The following is a 17,879-nucleotide window of genomic DNA, read 5'->3' as shown; positions in this document are numbered from 1 at the left end:
ATATCAGACATGCACTTACTAATCCTGAAAAATGAATTTGCTGGCGAGCAAATTCCGGGGATAACACATTATGTACTTAATCTGGTACATGTCCTTTCATATTATCTTTTGACGATAATATGAGATAACTTACGCAAATATTTGATATAAATCTTTCTAAAAAAATTTAGAATTGAATATAAAGTAAAGATAAAATTTAAGTTAAATAATAATCTTTTTTAAAAAAATAGATATTTAAAAGTAGAAATATTTCACAGAAAAATTAGAAAAAATACAAAGAAAATATTAGATCACATTTAAATAGCCGTTATAAATAGATAGCAAGCGATGCTCCGAGAAAAATTAGACTAACGAATAGAAAGATTGTATCGTTGTTTTAATTGGAAACATATCAATCATAAGAAACATGCTCACACATTTAAACGTGGAAAACGTATTTCCTGCAGGATATTTTTGTCAAGGGGAGTAGCTAGAAATGAAATATACCTTTCAGGACTCAACGGAACTTCCCGTTCAACGGGACTTTATTCAGGACCTTCAGGACTTTATAAGGATCTCAAAAGAAGTAATTCCTCTCGAAAAATCGATTATAAAGATAAAGCAGGCAAACATAGAAGAGATAGGGGTCTCCAGATCAAGACTTGAGGAAATAGAGAGGTTCCAGAAAGAAGTAACCGACTGCGTGGAAGAATATGCACGGAGAATTGAATCCAGAGAGATTCTTGAAATTAAATCCAGGACAATTGAGGCCTGCGCAAACACCTCTCTGTTAAAGAAGAATGAAAAACTTGAAGAAATCGATAAACAGAATAGACTGGCAATTATAGAAGTACGGCAGCTTGAAGACAGAATACTCTCAACTCTTGGCCCTTTTTTTGATGCTAGCATCTACGGTGCCGAACACACATATTATGCTTCAACAGAAGATAGAAAACTCAAAGGATGGCAGGTAAGTTCGGTAAATGGAATAAGATACGAATTTGAGATGAATTTCGTCCAGGATACGCTGAAAGTTGAAGACTTCCAAAAACTTGCTTTGCCTGTGCGGTCAAAAAGCGGATTTCTCTCCAGAGAAGAAAAAGTAAAAAAGCTGGATGTATCAGGTTTTTATATTACAAATATTGAATACGGAAAAAACATTACGAGAATAACTCTTGAAGATAAGGATGCAGAGAACAGGTTCATGATTTCTTCAGACGGCGGAACTTTTCTGGTCATACATGGGGATCACGAGATAACAGGCGACGAAAAACTTGCCCCTGCAATAGATAAAGATAGCCTTTCCATACTCATAATGAAAATCAAAGAGTTTTTTACAGAATCGGTAGTGCTCAAAAGGCTCAGGTTAATCCTTATGAACGGCAAAAATGCCGTAGAAGAAAATGTTATTTTTGACTGCCTGAAGCTCATAGCTGGTATATATGGAAAACTTGCAGAAGAATGCATTGAAAGAGGGTATACCAAGGGAGAAATTACGATTAAAATCGAGGAGCCCGGTAGTGTCAGAACAGAAAAATACATTTCAAAGTCCGAAGCCTCAAGTGAACTCTCATCCTTGGGACCTGAAGGCAATATACTTGCCGGGATACTGGGAGTGAGTGAGGATCGAAAGTTTAATGGATATTAAAGAATTGCCAGGGTAGGAAGGAAGCTTAAAATTGAGCTTAAAATTGAGCTTTAAAAGGAGTTTAAAAAGTAAGGATTAAAAGGATTATAATATAGAAAACTTATAATACAGGTTGCCGTTAAAAATAATTTATACTTTTTTAAACTTTTCTTCCTTACAGTCCCCAAGGTTTTCTATTTCTTTATGGCATGATACTTCAGGCAGGTCTGTTCCCTCCGGCAGAAAAGGAGTGAAAAGAATTATGGAACAAAGAAGTAAAAACGTCCCGAGCATTCTGGACTGATCTTCAAAAGTAGCATAGAAAAACAAAATGCCAAGCATAATCCAAAAAATAAAACTCAATTGAAGAGCGAGTTTAACTCTGTCTAAATTTTCAGTACTTTCGCTCAAGTAAATCCCCCAAATATCCCATTTAAAATGATTTGGGATTGAATAAATAGTTATTTATCCGAAAGATCCTAACATTTTAAGTCCGAAAATTCGAGATGTTGTCAGCCAAAACAGGGTTCTTAAAAAATTTCAGATTTAAGATGAGTATTTAAAATACAGGGATATAGAATTAAGAACTACTGGAATTCAAGCAAAATAAAGGTAAAAGAGGAAGAAAAAAGAAGAAAAAAAGAAAAACCGGGTATGCAATATTACACAGAGTCCCGTTTTTTAGAATTAAATTTCGATAAAATCAACAATTTTTTCCCCTTCACTCACTCTTTTAAGAAATTCTTCTTTATCCGCATAAGGGATTCCGGCAGCTATAGAGGCAGCTGCTTTTTTGCCCACTCCCGGAAGCTCACGAATGAGAGCAGAAGAAGCTGTGTTGATATGCAGAGGATAAGGGATTCCGGTAATGGAACGCATACCATGCCCTGTAACGGTAATATCCGTGAATTTCCGCAGAGGAAGAAGAGAAGGAATACCTACGAGCAGAGGGTAAGAGCCTATCTGCCTGCCAAAAGTGATTTCTTTTTCATGCACCTCACACATAATGTCTCTAAGCACAGTTCCTTCCGGAACTACCCGCCTGAGCATTGGAATGTCGATATTCTTCCGGACCTTTTCTTTATAGTCGAGAAAGAGTTTCTTATGTTTCTTTGCAGCTTCATCCCTGCCATACATTGGAGTCCCTGGAAAAGCCATAACCTGCCTGATATTGATCCTGCGGAGAAGCAGCCCTGACTCAAGCACCTTTTTCAGGAATTCATAGTTCAGCTGGAAAGTCTTTTTCGTCTCACCTATAAGACCGTGCACGAAATTGATGCCAGGAAGAATTTCCGGAAGCCCATTTGCTCCGCGAGAGGCTCCAAGCCTGTTTACCAGCTTGATAGCTTCAAAGACTTCTTCCGAGCTTGCCTTGAGCAAGTTTGCTTTAACCACCGCAGGGTCAGCAGTCTCCATCCCAAAAGCTGCTACGTCTCCCGGGGTATGGTATTTGATAATTGTTTTAAGAATCTGCTCGGATTCTTCAGGGTATGTTGCAAGAGTTATCGGGTTTGCATTATCCATATGAAGCACGGCAAGCTCAGGTGCGGAACTACGGATGCCTTTATAGAGCCTTTCAAGAACCTCAGGCACAGGTTTGGGGACAGGCCCTCCTGCATCGGTCCCGTGATAGGAGAAGAGATCCGGCTGTCTTCCAATTCTGAAATAACGGGCTCCATGAGAATAAAGTGCAGAAACTTCTGAGACAACATCCTCTACACGCCTGTAATCCGAAGCTCCGTAAAATGGCTCTGTACAGAAAGAACAGTGAACCTTCCTGCCGCAGCCCCTATAGGTTTCAAGTTCGCACATGCAGTAAGGATAATCCGGGTGTTGCCTGATTAAAAACGCCCCTTCGGATCCCCAGCGACCGATTTCCTCTGTTGTCCTGAAACGGTGATCAACAGAATCCGGGGCTTTCAGCCTGATAGGAAAGCTTCCGATGTTTCCTTTTCCACTTACACCTCTATCCTCAAAAAGGTCGTAAACAAAAGCTTCGAGATCCATTTTTGCAAGTACGGCATCTCCAAGATTTATTCCTCTTTCCGTACCCTTTGCAGCTTTCCCTCCTTCGTTGCTGAAACCAAGCCTTATAGGTCCGCCTATAACTTTTGCCCCATGCGCAGCCCGGAAAATTGCTTCAATTTCTCCTGGAGAGATAGGAGATGCCCGCAAATATTTACCCGGTACGGTTGTTCCGGCAATTACTACCACAAGGTCTGCTTTTCCTATGAGCTCGCCAGCTCCGGGTGGATTTTCCCTCAGTGCATCAATAGTCAGGTAATGGATATCGCTTTCGAAAAATCCACGCTCTCTAAGGGCTCCTGCTATGTAACGGGGATAAGGGGAAATATACGGAGGAACTCCCAGGCATGCGGGTTCGTCCACGTAGCCGTCTATAATAAGTGCTTTCATATCAGTTTCTCATTTCATTTGTTTGATACCTGAAGATTTGAATATAGAGCGCATCTGGATATTAAACTACAGGTAATTGGATACATCGTTACAGATGATCAGGCATCATAAGAGCAGAATTAATAAGAAAAAAATCAAGAAAATAAGTTAGGAAATAAGTTAAAGGAAAAATAATTAAAAAATAGTTTAGGGCCGGGACCGAGAATCGAACTCGGGTCGTAGCCTCCACAGGGCCACAGGATGGACCTCTACCCTACCCCGGCCACAGGGTGTGGTACTTCAGGTTTGAAGCAACCTATAGAAGGAGTTTTTTTATATAAAGTTTTTGCCGGAAAAAATATACCTTTTTAATGGAAAGGAAATTTTCTGTTTTCCAGCACTAAAAGGCACCGGAAAACAGGAAGAAATTCGGCTTCTGACGGTTAAGGCGTAAATCAGAACCTTTTAAGCCTGTCAAGAGCAAGTTTTGCAGCTTTTTCTCCGGAAAGGAGCATGCCTCCAAAGACAGGACCCATTCTTGGGGCGCGGGTCGCGGCATTTGCAGCCATGCCTGCGACAATCAGCCCTGGATAGATCTCCTGAGTTGCGTCCACAGCCAGGCGCTCCCCGACTTCAGACCACATTGGCTTTTCTCCGAGAATCCCGAGCTCTCCTATTTTTGCGTCAGGGATTTTCCGGAGAATCGTATTACAGACAACAGCATCGTGCCCTGTCCCGTCGATCACAAGTTTTGTGCGGATCATAAGAGGATCCACATGCAGGCGCTGTGCCGTAACAGGTCCCCAGTTAATAACTATGCCGGTAACCCTGTCATTCTCCCGGATCATGACGTCTTCAAAGCTCACAAGGTTAAAGACTTCAGCTCCTGCGGATGTTGCCTCTGCTATCAGTTTTCCAACGGATTCCACGGAGTTTGCCACGTAATACCCGGGCTCGTATTCTTTGTACCTGATCCCGAAATCGTCCAGGACATGGCAGGCTTCCTCCTGCACAACTATGCGAGGAAACATCATGCCTCCGGCCCACATGCCGCCTCCGAGAGACAGCTTCTGCTCATAAATGGCGACCTTTGCCCCGGATTCAGCCAGGTATTTTGCAGCTACAAGGTTTGCAGGTCCTCCCCCTACAAGTGCCACATCGATATCCGTGTATTCAAGGAAGGTCTTTGAGTACTCTTCAAAAATTGCCCGTGTGATTATGACTTCGTCGAGTTCCATTTTAATCTCTCATAAAACCTGTAGGTTAAAATTCCGGAGAAATATCCGGCTTTCAGAAGTAAATCAGGAATTGTTAACCCTGATCCGTAACAATGAAATTCACATTTTGATACAGGGCATTGCTTTTAAAGCTGTTGGAATCTCGAAGCTAAGATAAAAGGAGAATTTCGATCACATGGCTACTTCCACAATAAAAAATCTAATTTTTGCTAAAGAGTTGAATCCATTATAAACTATTATATCCTCACAATGAAATAAACGAAGAGGAAGAAAGGATGAAAAATTTACTGGCTATCGAATTAGGGATCCTGGTTATTGCAACTGTTATAGTACTTCTCAGAGGAAACTTTATACTTGTCATAGAAATCATAGGCTATATTGGTTTGATATTTATGATCACTGCAGCGATTTTGATGGGTTCCTTTCCGAGCGTGGGCAGGATTGGAGCGGATTATAGCAGAAACAGGATTAGAGAAATTATAATCCTGATAAAGAAGAGCGCAGGCAGAAAAATAGATTGTCGGAAGAATTATTTTTAATTGGTCTCTTCAACATTGCTATATCGGCAGTGGCTTACAAAATGATATGACAGGAATTTTCCATAATACATTGAGCAGCACATATTAGACCAATCAGAAAAAAACTGTAATAGACAAAAATAAGAGAGAAGCTCAAAAGATATTCGAGCTTCAATTAAATGAATCCTTTTAATCAGATCTTTACTGCTCAGCCTTTCCACCATTGACAAAGAACATTTTGTCGCCTTCGTTTCCGGGGTAAAGGACAAGCTGTCCGTCCTCAAGAGCTGCTGCTTCTACGGTGGGTATAAGCGATGTATATTCGACATCCATTGACTCAGGTCCGCAATCAACAAGCGTGGTAACAGGCAGGTCAAAGGTAAGGCGGTTTCCTTCAAGGGTGTAAGTTCCGCTGCCAGTGTTGCAGTCGGATTTAATATAATACGCGCCGTCAGCAAAGAGAGAAAGCGTATATCTTTCAGGGCTGGGTACTGTTACCTGGCTGTCAGGGCTGTCAGAATCCTGGAAACCGGTCCACTGCCATTCGATATTTGTAATATCGTCAGCAGAAATTGGCTCGAGTTCCTTTATAATTTCATCTGTCTTTCCAAAGTTGTCTATTCTCCCGGAACTTCCAGAGCTTACTGCAGACCCGGCAGGAATGCTTTCTTCGGGTTCAGCAGTAGCGTTCTCAATGAGTTCGGTAGAAATGTTATCTGCTGGTTCGACAGAGGTATTTCCTGCAGGCTCTAGGGGAGTGGTTTCTGCAGGTTCGACAGAAGTATTGTTTGAAGGCTCAGCAGGGGCTTCTTCCTGCTCAGTACACCCGAGCGAGAAGGAGACCACGGTTATAGCTCCTATGGTAAGGAGTAAAATAAGAATTATAGATGCACTTCTGGTTTTCATCGTATGCCTCACAAATTAATTGCATGGAAAGATGCGCCACTTCGATATAACATTTATTTAAACTACAATTTGATTTGCAGTAACGGAATGGACTTTCAATCAATTAGCAGAGCTGGTATCCATTGCGAATGCTTACCCCATATTTCTCTTCACTTGAGAAGGTTTCTTTAAAGAAATTTCCTGGAGGCAAAGCATCGTCGCATCATGAAGGTTTGAATGTATAGATAAAGAACTACGACTCAAAATTCAGAACTTAAGTTTAGAAATAAAGATTCCTATGCTTCTATAATTCACGACACTAACCTTAGTGATTAAGAAATAAAAATCAACAAATAAAAACCGGGACTGGGGAATAAGAATGAAAATAAGCGCACGCAACGTCCTTAAAGGCAAAGTCAAGAGTATAACACACGGGGCAGTTAACTCGGAAGTCGTGGTCGAGCTTCCGGGCGGTACTGAAATTACTTCGATTATTACAAAAAACTCAGTTGAAAAACTGGGTTTGAAAGAAGGAAACGAAGTTTACGCAGTAATCAAATCCACAAGCGTAATGTTAGCTTCTGACTGAACTGGAAGTCTGGAACTTTACATAGAAGATATTCAACAGAAAAAGTATCGCCAGTTTAGAAAAGATTTTCAAAAACATGTTTCAAAAAGAGTATTTCGGATTGGTACAATTGTTAGAGGGGGAATTATTTTGCCAAAAGAAGATAGAGAACCATCTTTTCAGCCTGAACCCATACCTGAACCTGAACCTGAACCGGTTCCTTCACCCGAACCGATACCGGAGCCTGAACCCGAAACTGAGCCAAAACATAGACCGGAAAAAGCAAAATAAACAAGGTCATAATAAATCGGGTTATGATTACAAAAGTCTATATTTCCCACTGCGAACAGGATGAACCACTCGCCCAGGAACTTGCACGGGCTCTGTGGGCAGTGGAGATTGAGAGCTTTTCATCTCTTTACAGGAAAGCCCGGATTCTTTCCCTTGCGGAAAGAATACGTTTTGGCATACGCCAGTCGGATTGCGTTATACCTATCATTACACAGGAAGGAGTGCTATCCCCTGAAGTGAACCAGGAGATCGGGCTGGCTGTAGGAACTGACCAGTTAATAATTCCGCTGGTAGAGACAGGGATTGAATTGCCTGTTCTTATCCGCCATTTCCAGCCGATCAGTTTTTACCCTGAAGCCTATGAGGACGCTCTGGGAAAGCTTATTCAGAGCATAAGACAGCTTACGAAACTGGACTGGTTAAAAATAAAGTGCCCGTATTGCGGAGAAGAAATGACGCAGTATATCTCGCCGGAAGAAGAAGTGGAGAGGGCTATCCTTGCAGGGAAACATCTCGAGACTATTTGCAGTTACTGCCAGAGAAATGTTTACCTTGATCCAAGGACCTTCAGACCCGTACCCTGATGTTCTTAACATAAAAGGAGTGGTGTGTTTATGGAAGAAGAAGGCGAATTCATGAAAGAAAGAGCCAGAGACAAAGGCCAGGAACCGCTGGTCGCTAAAGCCAAATTAGGGGAAGCTGCTGTCAGCGAGGTTGAAGTAAAGGGTATAGAAAATCTTACTCCTGTAGAAAAGAAGCACCTGCTTCTACAGCTTTCCAGGGATAGGGTAAAAGACAGTTCTGCCGGCCCCTGGGAAATTATTGATATCCACAGGGAAGAATGGAGAGCGGTTAAAGATACACTGGTTGAACCTGTAGAAGTTGATGTAAGAGATACCGGAAAGGATGAACTGTTCAGGGTATTATTTGATATAACAAAGCTGGAAAGAGAACTCGAATTAATAACCTGAAATAAGTTGAAGGGAAAAAAATCAGGGAAATGACTTCTTTATCCATTCCAGATGACCTGTTTAAAGAAAATTTTGAGAATGAAACGTTAGAAAGCAAGATTAAGTTTAAGAATTAAATCTATATCAATAGACTAAAGTTTGGATAAATAAAGTTTGGATAAATAAAGTTTGGATAAATAAAGTTAGGATAAATAAAGTTAGGATAAATAAAGTTAGGATAAATAAAGTTAGGATAAATAAAGTTAGGATAAATAAAGTTAGGATAAATAAAGTTAGCATAAAAAAATTAGAGATATGAGGAAGACTCGGAAGCAAATTAAGAATCATCCGTAGAAGCATATCCGTATATCTGTTAAAAATTAGCTATTTGTGTATCTGTAAAAAAGTTAACTATCAGATAACCCATAAGGCTCAGAATTTTCTGCTTTTTCTCTTTGCATAGCACTCCCTGCAGTAGACTGGTCTGTCAGGGTCCGGCTTAAAGGGCACCTCTGTTTCCATATCACATTCAGAACATTTTGCTTTATACATCTTCTGCGGCTCTCTACCGAAGCTGCCTTCCCTGCTGGAACCCCAATCTCTACTCTGGCCCCGATCTTTACTCTGGAAACCTTTCCGTTCCATTATATTTTCCCCTCTGGATACTCCTGCTTTTATATCAAATAATTCAAGAGGCCTCACTCACTAATGGGTCATTCTGGTGTGTCTCAATGAACTAATTGAACAATAAGTATCTGGTATGGTGGTATTTATTGTTGTTGTATGGGGACCAGATGCTTTCAGGCATCCGGCAGTTTATTCTAGATTTTAAACAATGTTTTTAGAACCATGCCTGCTATTTAATACAGCAGTCTATTCAGCCAGATACAAAATTCAGAAATAGAGTTTATTCGATTAGGAAAACTGGTTGGAAACCATTAAAGAACTGATTAAAATCATATAAATCTGTAAATACCGACGGAAGAAGTCTTCGTGTTACCTCTGTTTATCTTTAGACAGCTGTTCAAGAACCAGAAACATTAGAAGAGAAGCTGACAAAAAGCTGATAACTAAAATACTTTATGAAAAGAAGGAGGCTTTTAGCCTCCGGGTTCTTTTTCTTGTCTCAAACGGGAGGCACTAAGTTTTTTCAGGAGATACTTTAATGCCATGAATTTCTTAATCTGGATCTTCTATTTAGGCTTGCCTGGAAGATCATCCTCTGTCCGGATAACCGGATAGCTTAAAGCTCCTGAATCTCAGTCTAATAGCTATTATAGTTGCCTCCCATTGAGAACGGTTCTTTCTGAAGTTACTTTCCCGAAAACTCTCTGCTGACGTCAGCAGCATTTGTGTATTCTTTGTCAGGAAGCTCGTCGAGAACCTGCATTACTTCCTTGCTGGCACTATGCTTCTTAGCATGCTGAATAAGCTTCTCTTTACTTGCAGGATAATCCATATCCTTTAAAGCTTTCTGAACTTCAATCGGACTCGTTTGCATAATTTTCCCCCTTTTAAATCCCTTAATCTGAGCCAGTCATATATGTTGATTCCCATTTGAAGAGCAGGCTCTCTTCACATGGATTTACTTCTCTTATTTTCGACCCCTTTTCTCTCCTTTGCCTCCCCTTTCTTCGATATGACCCGTCTCTCCACTGAATTCTTTGCTGACGTCAGCAGCGTTCTGGAATTCCCTATCCGGAAGATCTTCAAGGATCTGCATTACCTCTTTAGGAGCATTGTTTTCTTTGGCTTTCTTAAGAATCTCCATCTTCCCTGCAGGGTAATCCATTCCTTTTAGAGCCTTCTGGGTCTCAATGGGAGGGCTTCCAGCGCCTCTGTGACTTATTCCCCCTCCTTCTTCACGGCCTCTGCTTCCTTCCCTTCCACCCATCTCTTCAATGTGTCCTGTTTCTCCTTTGAATTCCTTGCTAACATCAGCAGCGTTTTCATATTCCCTGTCTGGAATATCCTCAAGGATTTGCATTATTTCCTGAGGAGCATTGTTTTGTCTGGCTTTCTCAAGAATTGCCTGCTTCCCTGCGGGGTAATCCATCCCCTTTAAAGCCTTCTGAGTTTCAATAGGAGGGCTTCCAGCACCTCTGTGGCTTATTCCCTCTCCTTCTTCTCTTGCCATAAATTTCCCCCCTATTCAGTTTTATTTGCCTGAGAATTCCCTGCTAACATCAGCAGCATTGGTATATTCCTGGTCAGGAAGATCCTCAAGAACCTGCATTACTTCTTTGCTGGCGTTATGTTTTTTTGCATGCTGAATAAGCTTCTCTTTACTTGCAGGATAATCCATATCCTTTAAAGCCTTCTGAACTTCAATTGGACTTGTTTGCATAGCTTTTCCCCCTAATTACAATTTTCTACCCGGTCCCTGCTGACAGAAACAATATTGAAACACTTTCATTAAAAGACATCGTCTGAGCCTTTCTGCCATCAAATCTCTGGCACCGTACTCCCGATTTATTTGCCATTTGATCAAAATATCTTTTAAGATATACCTTTCATAGGATAATCGCTTCCAGTGCAATCTGGACCTGTAGAGATTTGATACCTTAGATAGAACTCACTGTTCATCATGTATGATATGCGCCTTTTCTGACCAGGTTCCATATAACGTCAGCAGGAGATATTGCACTCTTATAGAGGAGGCTTCTTAAGGGACCAGATCGTACTATTTGCCTGTTTTCATTCAGCAAATATGTAAGGTCGTCCTCTTGGGATAGCTCATTCCCCTTTCAGCCAAACTTTCTCGATCCAGCCCAGATTCATTTCTATAAGTTGACATTCTGGATTGAGAATATTAACTACCTTTCCCAATTTAAGTTGCCCACCCTCTATTCAGTATTATGAAAGGTATAATATAAAAAAGAATTCAACTCAAACGTTTGTTAGAAGATGACTATTTTCGTCTAAAAACTTCACATTTTTTATCAGAATGGTGAGATGCCAGTACTGCAGATTGGAAACGCTTTAAGATAACTCCGATCTGAGTTTAATCCCGGAATAGTGCCCAATTTAAAGCTTGATGAATAAAAGAAAAGTCCCTTCAAGATGGCTATCGAATTGGAAAAGCCACTTTTTTGGAAAATAGATTTATCACTTAATAAAAAAAAGTTCCTTTAGAGTACTGAAGTCCCAGAAGCCTTGAAGAAAAAAAGCCGTATGTAATCGAATTCCGGTTACAGGATATATACCTATCGTTTGGTTTGTCTTAAAGATTGTTTGTTGTCTCTGCTACTCTAACTGAAAGCTGGTTATCCCACATCTGCATGAAAATTAACAAAAACATTCCATCCGTGATAGAAAAAGCTAAGTCACCCAAATTAATAAAAATTTTAATTCTCCTTTTTAACTGAAAGCCTTTAATAAGAGTTCTTCAGATTAAAGTCCAAATCAATAATAGAGTAAGCAGAAAAAAAATAGATCAGATGTTATTATATGGTCATAACAAATTTTCTCATTCTTTTGCTTGGCCTGGTTTTCCTGGTCAAGGGATCAGACTATTTCGTTAAGTCTGCCTCAGCAATTGCAGAGAAGCTTGGTGTCTCGGAATTTGTTATAGGGCTGACCCTTGTGGCGGTAGGAACATCAATTCCGGAACTTGCTTCTTCTATAGTTGCTTCCATCCAGCATGCAAGTGGTATAGTAGTAGGAAACGTTGTAGGTTCAAACATTGTAAATATTGGTTTAATTGTCGGGCTTGCTGCATTTCTTACCCCAATAAAAACAGAAGTTGAGATGCTCAGAAGAGATGGCTATATAATGCTCTTTGCAGCTGTTCTTTTCTTTGTTTTTGCACTCAATGGGGAATTATCAAAAATCGAATCCGTCTTATTTATACTGCTGTACATCGCTTACACTTTCTTTTTATTTGAAGAAGCAGAAAAATATAAAGGGAAACTTCACTTCAAGGAGTTCCTAAAATACTTCTTTAAATTTCAGTATATTAGCAGTGCTAAGCAAAAAATCAACGGGATGGCTAACGGTTCAAACCGCAATAACGGAGATTCGGGTAATAAAAACAGTCAGTCAAAAGATGGTTTTTCAAAAGATATCCTTACCCTTGTGTTAAGCTGTGCAGCAATCATAATAGGGGCAAACTACTTTGTGGAGGAGTCAATCTTTTTTGCAGAACTCCTGGGGGTTCCGGATACTATTATAGGCACGACTCTGGTCGCATTAGGGACCTCCCTTCCTGAACTCGCAGTGACGGTATCAGCAGCAAGGCAGGGTTATGGGAGTATTGCCCTCGGTAATGTAATAGGTTCGAATATAACAAACATATTTATGATTCTCGGAGTCTCCGGGCTTCTTTTCCCCATAGCCGTTGCGGAAATAAGTCTCTTCTTTACAACTCCTGTAATGATATTCATAAGCATTGCTTTGCTTATCTTCATCAGTACGGGCTGGGAAATAAAAAGATGGGAAGGAATATCATTGATGGCTATATATGCGGCTTTCCTTCTCCTTCTCTTCAGGGTTACCTGAATAAACAGGGAAAAAAGTAATTCGAAAGCATCTCTAACAAGATTAGAACATCAGTATGACCGGAAAATATGCCATCAATCCGGCGTACTGTCAACTATCACTTAAGCATAGCCATCACTTAAGCATAGCCAGCAGAGCAATTAAACTGTTTTCCTGCCTATTAAAGTAAACTCATCAGTAACTGGATCAGGATGATGAGAATTATCAAACCGATAATCAATCTTATAATCCCTGTCATTTGTTTACCCCCCATATGAAGATATATAATAGAAAAATATAATTTTTAGATAAATAAAAATATAAGTTTCATGTGATTTAAACCTTGAGCACAAAGAGCAGGGTTTCGGACGTCAGAGAAGTCCAATAATAAACATGAGCAAACCTGAAAATATCGGAATTAAAAAATTATCATTAAGAAAGAATTTGAGTGCTGCCTGAGAATCGAGTTCTTTTATTGTCTGCATACCCACAACGCTTTCCAGCAGCATTCCACCCGCTGAGCCGACCAGAGCCTGAGCAGGGGTTACAAAAACCACTGCAGCAATAAAGGCTGCTATAATGCCAGCAAGCGTTCCTTCTACGGTTTTTTGTTCAGAATAAGGCAGCTTATGCCTTCCCAGAGTAACGCCTGCAATCGTTGCAACCGAATCTCCAAACCCAACAACTGCTATTGAAGCATATACTATTTCTTCAGGAAACAATATGAGAGAGACGACTATCCCGCAAACCAGAAGGATAGTCCCTTTAAGAGGAATGTTCTGCTTTCCGGGCCTTCCCCATCTGCACAGGAAAGCATAAAGTTGGGGGGGAAGCATTTCATTTAAAATAATATAAGTTACTGCCAGATAAAAAACCAGCAAAAGGAGAAGAAGGGTCAGTGCCCGATCCCCTGTCAAGTAAACAAAAATTATAAAGAAAATTCCTGTAAACAGGTGTATTAGCTGGCGCTCAAGCTCACCTTTAAGGGAAGCCTTTTTGTCGCGATATTCGCATTTAGCCTCTTCTTGACCAAGAGTTACCATAGAATCACTTCATGAGTTACACTGCTTAGCCAGTTACTTACCTGGTTACCTGGCCGAAACTCTGCGGAATGAACCAAGAAATGTGATTCTGTACGGTTCACCAATCCCGGTAACCGTATTCGATAAGAGAATCAATTTTGTGATTATTAGAGAATTATTTCCTTAATATAATAAATGTATGCAGAATAAATTTGTAAATGGGAGCTTTATTCACAGAAAAAATAAGAGCTTTTAACGCCACTCGTGAGACATTAAATTACAATGACCTGAAGGCATTTATACAACCTTAAAACCAGATTACAACCGGATATAACTGAGCTCATCCCAAAACCAGTTTTATTCTCATAGCAAGATCACAAATTGTAGATCAGAAGAGCTAATTTCAAGTTTTGGGATTGCCTCAATGATTGTTCCGGGTTAGACATTAAAGTTTCACCTGTTAACAACTATAGCCTTTACATTCGTAAATTCCTTGAGCCCGTAATGAGAAAGCTCTCTACCGACTCCGGACTTTTTAACCCCACCAAAAGGAAGTCTTGGGTCAGACCTGACCATTCCATTGACTGCTACGAATCCTGACCTTATTCTTTTTGCCAGCTTTTCGGCTCTGTCCAGGTTTCTTGACCATACTTCGGCTCCAAGCCCAAACTCTGTGGAATTTGCAATTTTTATTGCTTCATCTTCATCCTTTACCGTTATTAAGGGTGCGATTGGCCCGAAAACCTCTACATTACAGGCTTCCATTTCAAGGTTGGCTGCAGGAATAAGGGCTGGCCTGAAGAAAAAGCCTTTCTCACAATCCTTTCCACAAATAACCGGTTCCGCTCCTTTCTCTTTTGCATCTTCCAGAATTCTTTCGAGGTCCCCAACAAATTCCTTCTTTGCAACAGGCCCAATATCGGTTTCCTCGTCCATAGGGTCTCCAACTTTCAGTTTGTTAACTTCCAGCTCGAATGCCTTCTTAAAATCTTCAATGACAGTATCCAGAACAATGAACCGCTTGGCAGCAATACAGCCCTGTCCTGTATTGAGGAAACGGGATTTTACTGCAACCTGAGCAGCCTTCGTGACATCGGCATCTTCAAGCACTATAAAAGGGTCTGACCCTCCCAGTTCAAGGACAACAGGCTTGATAGTTTTTCCGGCAAGTCCTCCTATATCAGAACCTGCATTTATGCTGCCTGTAAGTGAAATCCCGTCCACAAGATCCTTATTGAGTATTTCCACTGCAGTACTGGAGCCTATTAAAAGGGCCTTAAGAACATTTTCCGGAAACCCTGCCTCCAGAAAGGCTTTCTCAATCTCAAGGGCTGATCCGGGCACGTTTGAGGCGTGTTTGAACACACAAACATTTCCTGCACAGATTGCGGGTATAGCATATTTGAATACCTGCCAGAAAGGAAAATTCCAGGGCATTATCCCGAAAATGATTCCAAGCGGCTCAAAAGTCACATAGCTTTTTTCAGCCCCTGTATCAATGTACTCTTCTTCCAGAAACTCAGCCGCATTTTTAACATAATAATTGCAGACCAGAGCACACTTCTCAACCTCAGCTCTTGACTGCTTGATAGGCTTCCCCATTTCCTTCGTAATAGTCTTGGCATAAGAATCGGTATTTTTCCTGAGCACCTATGCGAGCTTTGCAAGATACCTGGTTCTTTCTTCGATAGACAGGGAACTCCACTCTGAGAAAGCAGCCCTTGATTTTCTGATCTGGGCTTCACATTCCTTAAAAGAAATAGAATCGTATTCCCAGTTTATTTCTTCAGTATATGGATTAATTGACCTGAGCACCATGGTCCCACCTCAAACACGTTTGTTATAAAACAGGTTTAATACATAAACAAATAGATAAAGTAGATTTATCCAAATTCATAGCATAATTGATTAAATAAAATTATAAAGTAGCCGAGATTCCCCTTCTCAGATTAATGTGCTATCTGTTAAGCACTAATTCCCTGACATATATCTTTACATAATTCTTTATATAAAAATCAATGCATTATCTGGTAATTAACAAATACTTCCAGTGCCTGTTTTTATAAACCGAACCTTAAAAGCCCGATTTTAATAATAGAAAAAACTAAAGGTAGAAAAACCTGGAGGCAGAGTGTTTATGCTAAAAATTCCTATCCCTAGCTGAGGTTATCTTGCAGCATGCCTGGACACTGAGAATAATATTTTGGTCTCTGGCAGGATAAGAAAGAAAAGGAATGATACTACAATAAGGAATGAATGATATTATAATAAGGAATGAATGATATTATAATAAGGAATGAATGATATTACAATAAGGAATGAATGATATTACAATAAGGAATGAATGATACTACAATAAGGAATGAATGGTACTACAATAAGGAATATCAGTAAAAAAAGGAAATGCTTATTTGCTTAAGAGTAACCTGGAAATTTAATAAATAAGATGATAAAATAAAATTTTCCGAATTCCTGGATATGATCACGATTGTTATGTTAAATCTTCTTCCTCCCCAGGAAATAGTAAAGTACTACTCCAAAAATAGACAGCAAAATAATAATAAGTATCCAGAAAAACGTTATCACAGGAGTAAGCTTCCTGTTCCTGGTAAATACGTCAAAAAGAACGACAGCAAGAGAGATAATTATTGAAAGAACCCATACCGTAATCAATGTGTCAGATACCAGCTTTCATTCCCCCCATGAAAGAAATCTCGGAAAAATACTATCAAATTCAATTTATACTTCAATTTGAATAAAATCCTTCCTTATCAGTTTTATCTATAATAAGAGAATTATATATTATAATAAATAATGTTATTCATACTAAAATCATCTATTTAAAAAAGGAGAATAAGAGAAGAAGAAAAAAATAAACTAAAGCGGAATTCAATTCAACTCCATCATTCGGCTATTTCAGTCCAGAAGAGAGAAATACATTCTCCTGTTGCTTTTTCCTTTATTCTGAAGCTTCTCGATTTTTATTCCTTTTATCTCTCCCGTATTTTTCAGATGAGTCCCGCCGCAGGCTTCCATTGTCACACCTTCAATTTCTACAAGGCGGACTTCAGCTATATCTTCAGAGAAGCCTTTGGCAAGAGTGGAGAGTCTTGAGAGTTTTTCTTCAGCTTCCCTGCGGCTTACAAGGTAAAGGTTTACGGGATGGTTTCCTGCAATAATTTCATTTGCTATTCTTTCGTATTCGGAAAATTTGTCCCTGTCAAAAGCTTCAAGACTGAAATCAACCCTGCTCTGGTCAAGCCCGAGCTGGTTTCCGGTAATCTGGGCTCCTGCTTCTTTTTCTATTACGCTTGCAATCACATGAGTTGCAGTATGCATGCGCATATGCCTGTAGCGGCGGTCCCAGTCAATAATCCCTTTTACCTTATCTCCTGCTTTCAGAGCTTCAGGCCCTGCTTCGCCTGCTAAAGCAATCTCGTGGCTTATGTCTCCGTTGAACTTGCCGACGTAAACAACCTCAAATTCAGCCCCATCCCCCTCCCTGATTAATTTTCCCGTATCACCGGGCTGCCCACCGCTTTCGGGATAAAAAGCAGTACGGTCGAGGACAATATACTTGCCATCCGTCACTTTTTCAACGGTCGCTTCGAATTCTTTCAGGTAACAGTCAAGAAAGTAAAGCACTTCTGTCATTGGCAAACCTCTCAAATCAAGAACTTTTATATAAATAATCAAATCAGTAAGGTTAGCATTCAAAATTATCAGGAGCCCGGGATTTTTGATGAAATCGAAATATGAAATCAGCACAGGAACCAGAATATATTATCAGGTAACTGAATGCTCCTTTAAAAGAGTTTCCAAATAATACACTCTTTCCCGAAAGCCGGTTTTAATTTACAATTAAATATAGGAAGCTTCCTCCAGTCTGTCTGGCAGCCCTTCCCATAAAGCAGAAAAAAGCTGAAGA

The 17,879-nt window shown here is 40.1% G+C and carries 18 protein-coding genes, 1 tRNA gene and 1 pseudogene; 7 read left to right on the top strand and 13 right to left on the bottom strand.

Annotated elements, in window-relative coordinates:
• The first annotated feature begins 475 nt into the window (after window positions 1-475).
• On the top strand, window positions 476-1,627 hold the full coding sequence (locus RSJ42_RS03355) for a hypothetical protein (RefSeq protein ID WP_410509294.1): 1,152 nt from the start codon (window positions 476-478) through the stop codon (window positions 1,625-1,627).
• A gap of 129 nt (window positions 1,628-1,756) precedes the next feature.
• On the opposite strand, the gene RSJ42_RS03350 is transcribed toward RSJ42_RS03355, so the two are convergent.
• The 4 genes from RSJ42_RS03350 to RSJ42_RS03335 form a co-directional block, all read right to left on the bottom strand.
• Entirely contained in the window at window positions 1,757-2,017 is a 261-nt protein-coding gene (locus RSJ42_RS03350) for a hypothetical protein (protein WP_410509293.1), read from the bottom strand.
• A 276-nt stretch (window positions 2,018-2,293) separates the two neighbouring features.
• A complete protein-coding gene (locus RSJ42_RS03345) occupies window positions 2,294-4,021 on the bottom strand; it encodes a radical SAM protein (protein ID WP_410509292.1) in 1,728 nt (575 codons plus the stop codon).
• A 190-nt stretch (window positions 4,022-4,211) separates the two neighbouring features.
• A tRNA-His gene (locus RSJ42_RS03340) sits at window positions 4,212-4,284 on the bottom strand.
• 171 nt (window positions 4,285-4,455) lie between these two features.
• Window positions 4,456-5,238: a sulfide-dependent adenosine diphosphate thiazole synthase gene (locus RSJ42_RS03335; protein WP_410509291.1), complete on the bottom strand. Its 783-nt coding sequence runs from the start codon at window positions 5,236-5,238 to the stop codon at window positions 4,456-4,458.
• A gap of 275 nt (window positions 5,239-5,513) precedes the next feature.
• On the opposite strand from RSJ42_RS03335, the gene RSJ42_RS03330 reads away from it, so the two are divergent.
• The gene (locus RSJ42_RS03330) at window positions 5,514-5,777 is read left to right on the top strand and encodes a hypothetical protein (RefSeq protein WP_410509290.1); all 264 of its coding nucleotides are present in this window, start codon (window positions 5,514-5,516) and stop codon (window positions 5,775-5,777) included.
• A 180-nt stretch (window positions 5,778-5,957) separates the two neighbouring features.
• Here the strand turns inward: RSJ42_RS03330 and RSJ42_RS03325 are convergent, their stop codons facing one another.
• Entirely contained in the window at window positions 5,958-6,662 is a 705-nt protein-coding gene (locus RSJ42_RS03325) for an META domain-containing protein (RefSeq protein WP_410509289.1), read from the bottom strand.
• A 358-nt stretch (window positions 6,663-7,020) separates the two neighbouring features.
• On the opposite strand from RSJ42_RS03325, the gene RSJ42_RS03320 reads away from it, so the two are divergent.
• The 4 genes from RSJ42_RS03320 (at window position 7,021) to RSJ42_RS03305 (ending at window position 8,471) form a co-directional block, all read left to right on the top strand.
• Window positions 7,021-7,230 carry a TOBE domain-containing protein gene (locus tag RSJ42_RS03320; RefSeq protein WP_410509288.1) on the top strand — a complete coding sequence of 70 codons (210 nt, stop codon included), beginning with the start codon at window positions 7,021-7,023 and terminating at the stop codon, window positions 7,228-7,230.
• 129 nt (window positions 7,231-7,359) lie between these two features.
• Complete coding sequence (locus RSJ42_RS03315; protein WP_410509287.1) at window positions 7,360-7,500, top strand: hypothetical protein; 141 nt, start codon at window positions 7,360-7,362, stop codon at window positions 7,498-7,500.
• Window positions 7,501-7,523: 23 nt separating this feature from the next.
• The gene (locus RSJ42_RS03310; RefSeq protein WP_410509286.1) at window positions 7,524-8,084 is read left to right on the top strand and encodes a toll/interleukin-1 receptor domain-containing protein; all 561 of its coding nucleotides are present in this window, start codon (window positions 7,524-7,526) and stop codon (window positions 8,082-8,084) included.
• Window positions 8,085-8,114: 30 nt separating this feature from the next.
• Entirely contained in the window at window positions 8,115-8,471 is a 357-nt protein-coding gene (locus tag RSJ42_RS03305) for a hypothetical protein (RefSeq protein WP_410509285.1), read from the top strand.
• 411 nt (window positions 8,472-8,882) lie between these two features.
• On the opposite strand, the gene RSJ42_RS03300 is transcribed toward RSJ42_RS03305, so the two are convergent.
• From RSJ42_RS03300 to RSJ42_RS03285, 4 genes are all read right to left on the bottom strand, one after another.
• Window positions 8,883-9,095: a CxxC-x17-CxxC domain-containing protein gene (locus RSJ42_RS03300; RefSeq protein ID WP_410509284.1), complete on the bottom strand. Its 213-nt coding sequence runs from the start codon at window positions 9,093-9,095 to the stop codon at window positions 8,883-8,885.
• 667 nt (window positions 9,096-9,762) lie between these two features.
• Window positions 9,763-9,951 (bottom strand): DUF2795 domain-containing protein, encoded by a 189-nt coding sequence (locus tag RSJ42_RS03295; RefSeq protein ID WP_410509283.1) that lies wholly within the window; start codon window positions 9,949-9,951, stop codon window positions 9,763-9,765.
• A gap of 93 nt (window positions 9,952-10,044) precedes the next feature.
• Window positions 10,045-10,587, bottom strand: coding sequence for a DUF2795 domain-containing protein (locus RSJ42_RS03290; protein WP_410509282.1), 543 nt, complete (start codon window positions 10,585-10,587; stop codon window positions 10,045-10,047).
• Between the two features lie 21 nt (window positions 10,588-10,608).
• Window positions 10,609-10,797: a DUF2795 domain-containing protein gene (locus RSJ42_RS03285; RefSeq protein ID WP_410509281.1), complete on the bottom strand. Its 189-nt coding sequence runs from the start codon at window positions 10,795-10,797 to the stop codon at window positions 10,609-10,611.
• 1,103 nt (window positions 10,798-11,900) lie between these two features.
• On the opposite strand from RSJ42_RS03285, the gene RSJ42_RS03280 reads away from it, so the two are divergent.
• Entirely contained in the window at window positions 11,901-12,950 is a 1,050-nt protein-coding gene (locus RSJ42_RS03280) for a calcium/sodium antiporter (protein WP_410509280.1), read from the top strand.
• Window positions 12,951-13,300: 350 nt separating this feature from the next.
• On the opposite strand, the gene RSJ42_RS03275 is transcribed toward RSJ42_RS03280, so the two are convergent.
• From RSJ42_RS03275 to alaXM, 4 genes and pseudogenes are all read right to left on the bottom strand, one after another.
• Window positions 13,301-13,972, bottom strand: a complete 672-nt coding sequence (locus RSJ42_RS03275; protein ID WP_410509279.1) for a diacylglycerol/polyprenol kinase family protein — start codon at window positions 13,970-13,972, stop codon at window positions 13,301-13,303.
• A 432-nt stretch (window positions 13,973-14,404) separates the two neighbouring features.
• Window positions 14,405-15,769, bottom strand: a pseudogene (locus tag RSJ42_RS03270) (NAD-dependent succinate-semialdehyde dehydrogenase).
• Window positions 15,770-16,447: 678 nt separating this feature from the next.
• Window positions 16,448-16,537, bottom strand: coding sequence for a PLDc N-terminal domain-containing protein (locus tag RSJ42_RS03265; RefSeq protein ID WP_410510306.1), 90 nt, complete (start codon window positions 16,535-16,537; stop codon window positions 16,448-16,450).
• A gap of 330 nt (window positions 16,538-16,867) precedes the next feature.
• A complete protein-coding gene (gene alaXM / locus RSJ42_RS03260) occupies window positions 16,868-17,605 on the bottom strand; it encodes an alanyl-tRNA editing protein AlaXM (RefSeq protein ID WP_410509278.1) in 738 nt (245 codons plus the stop codon).
• Window positions 17,606-17,879: the final 274 nt, after the last annotated feature.

It is taken from the genome of Methanosarcina hadiensis (assembly GCF_046529725.1).
In the GTDB taxonomy this organism is placed as follows: Archaea; Halobacteriota; Methanosarcinia; order Methanosarcinales; family Methanosarcinaceae; genus Methanosarcina; species Methanosarcina hadiensis.
Note: the sequence above shows the minus strand (reverse complement) of the source record. Positions and strands in the feature narration are given on the sequence as shown.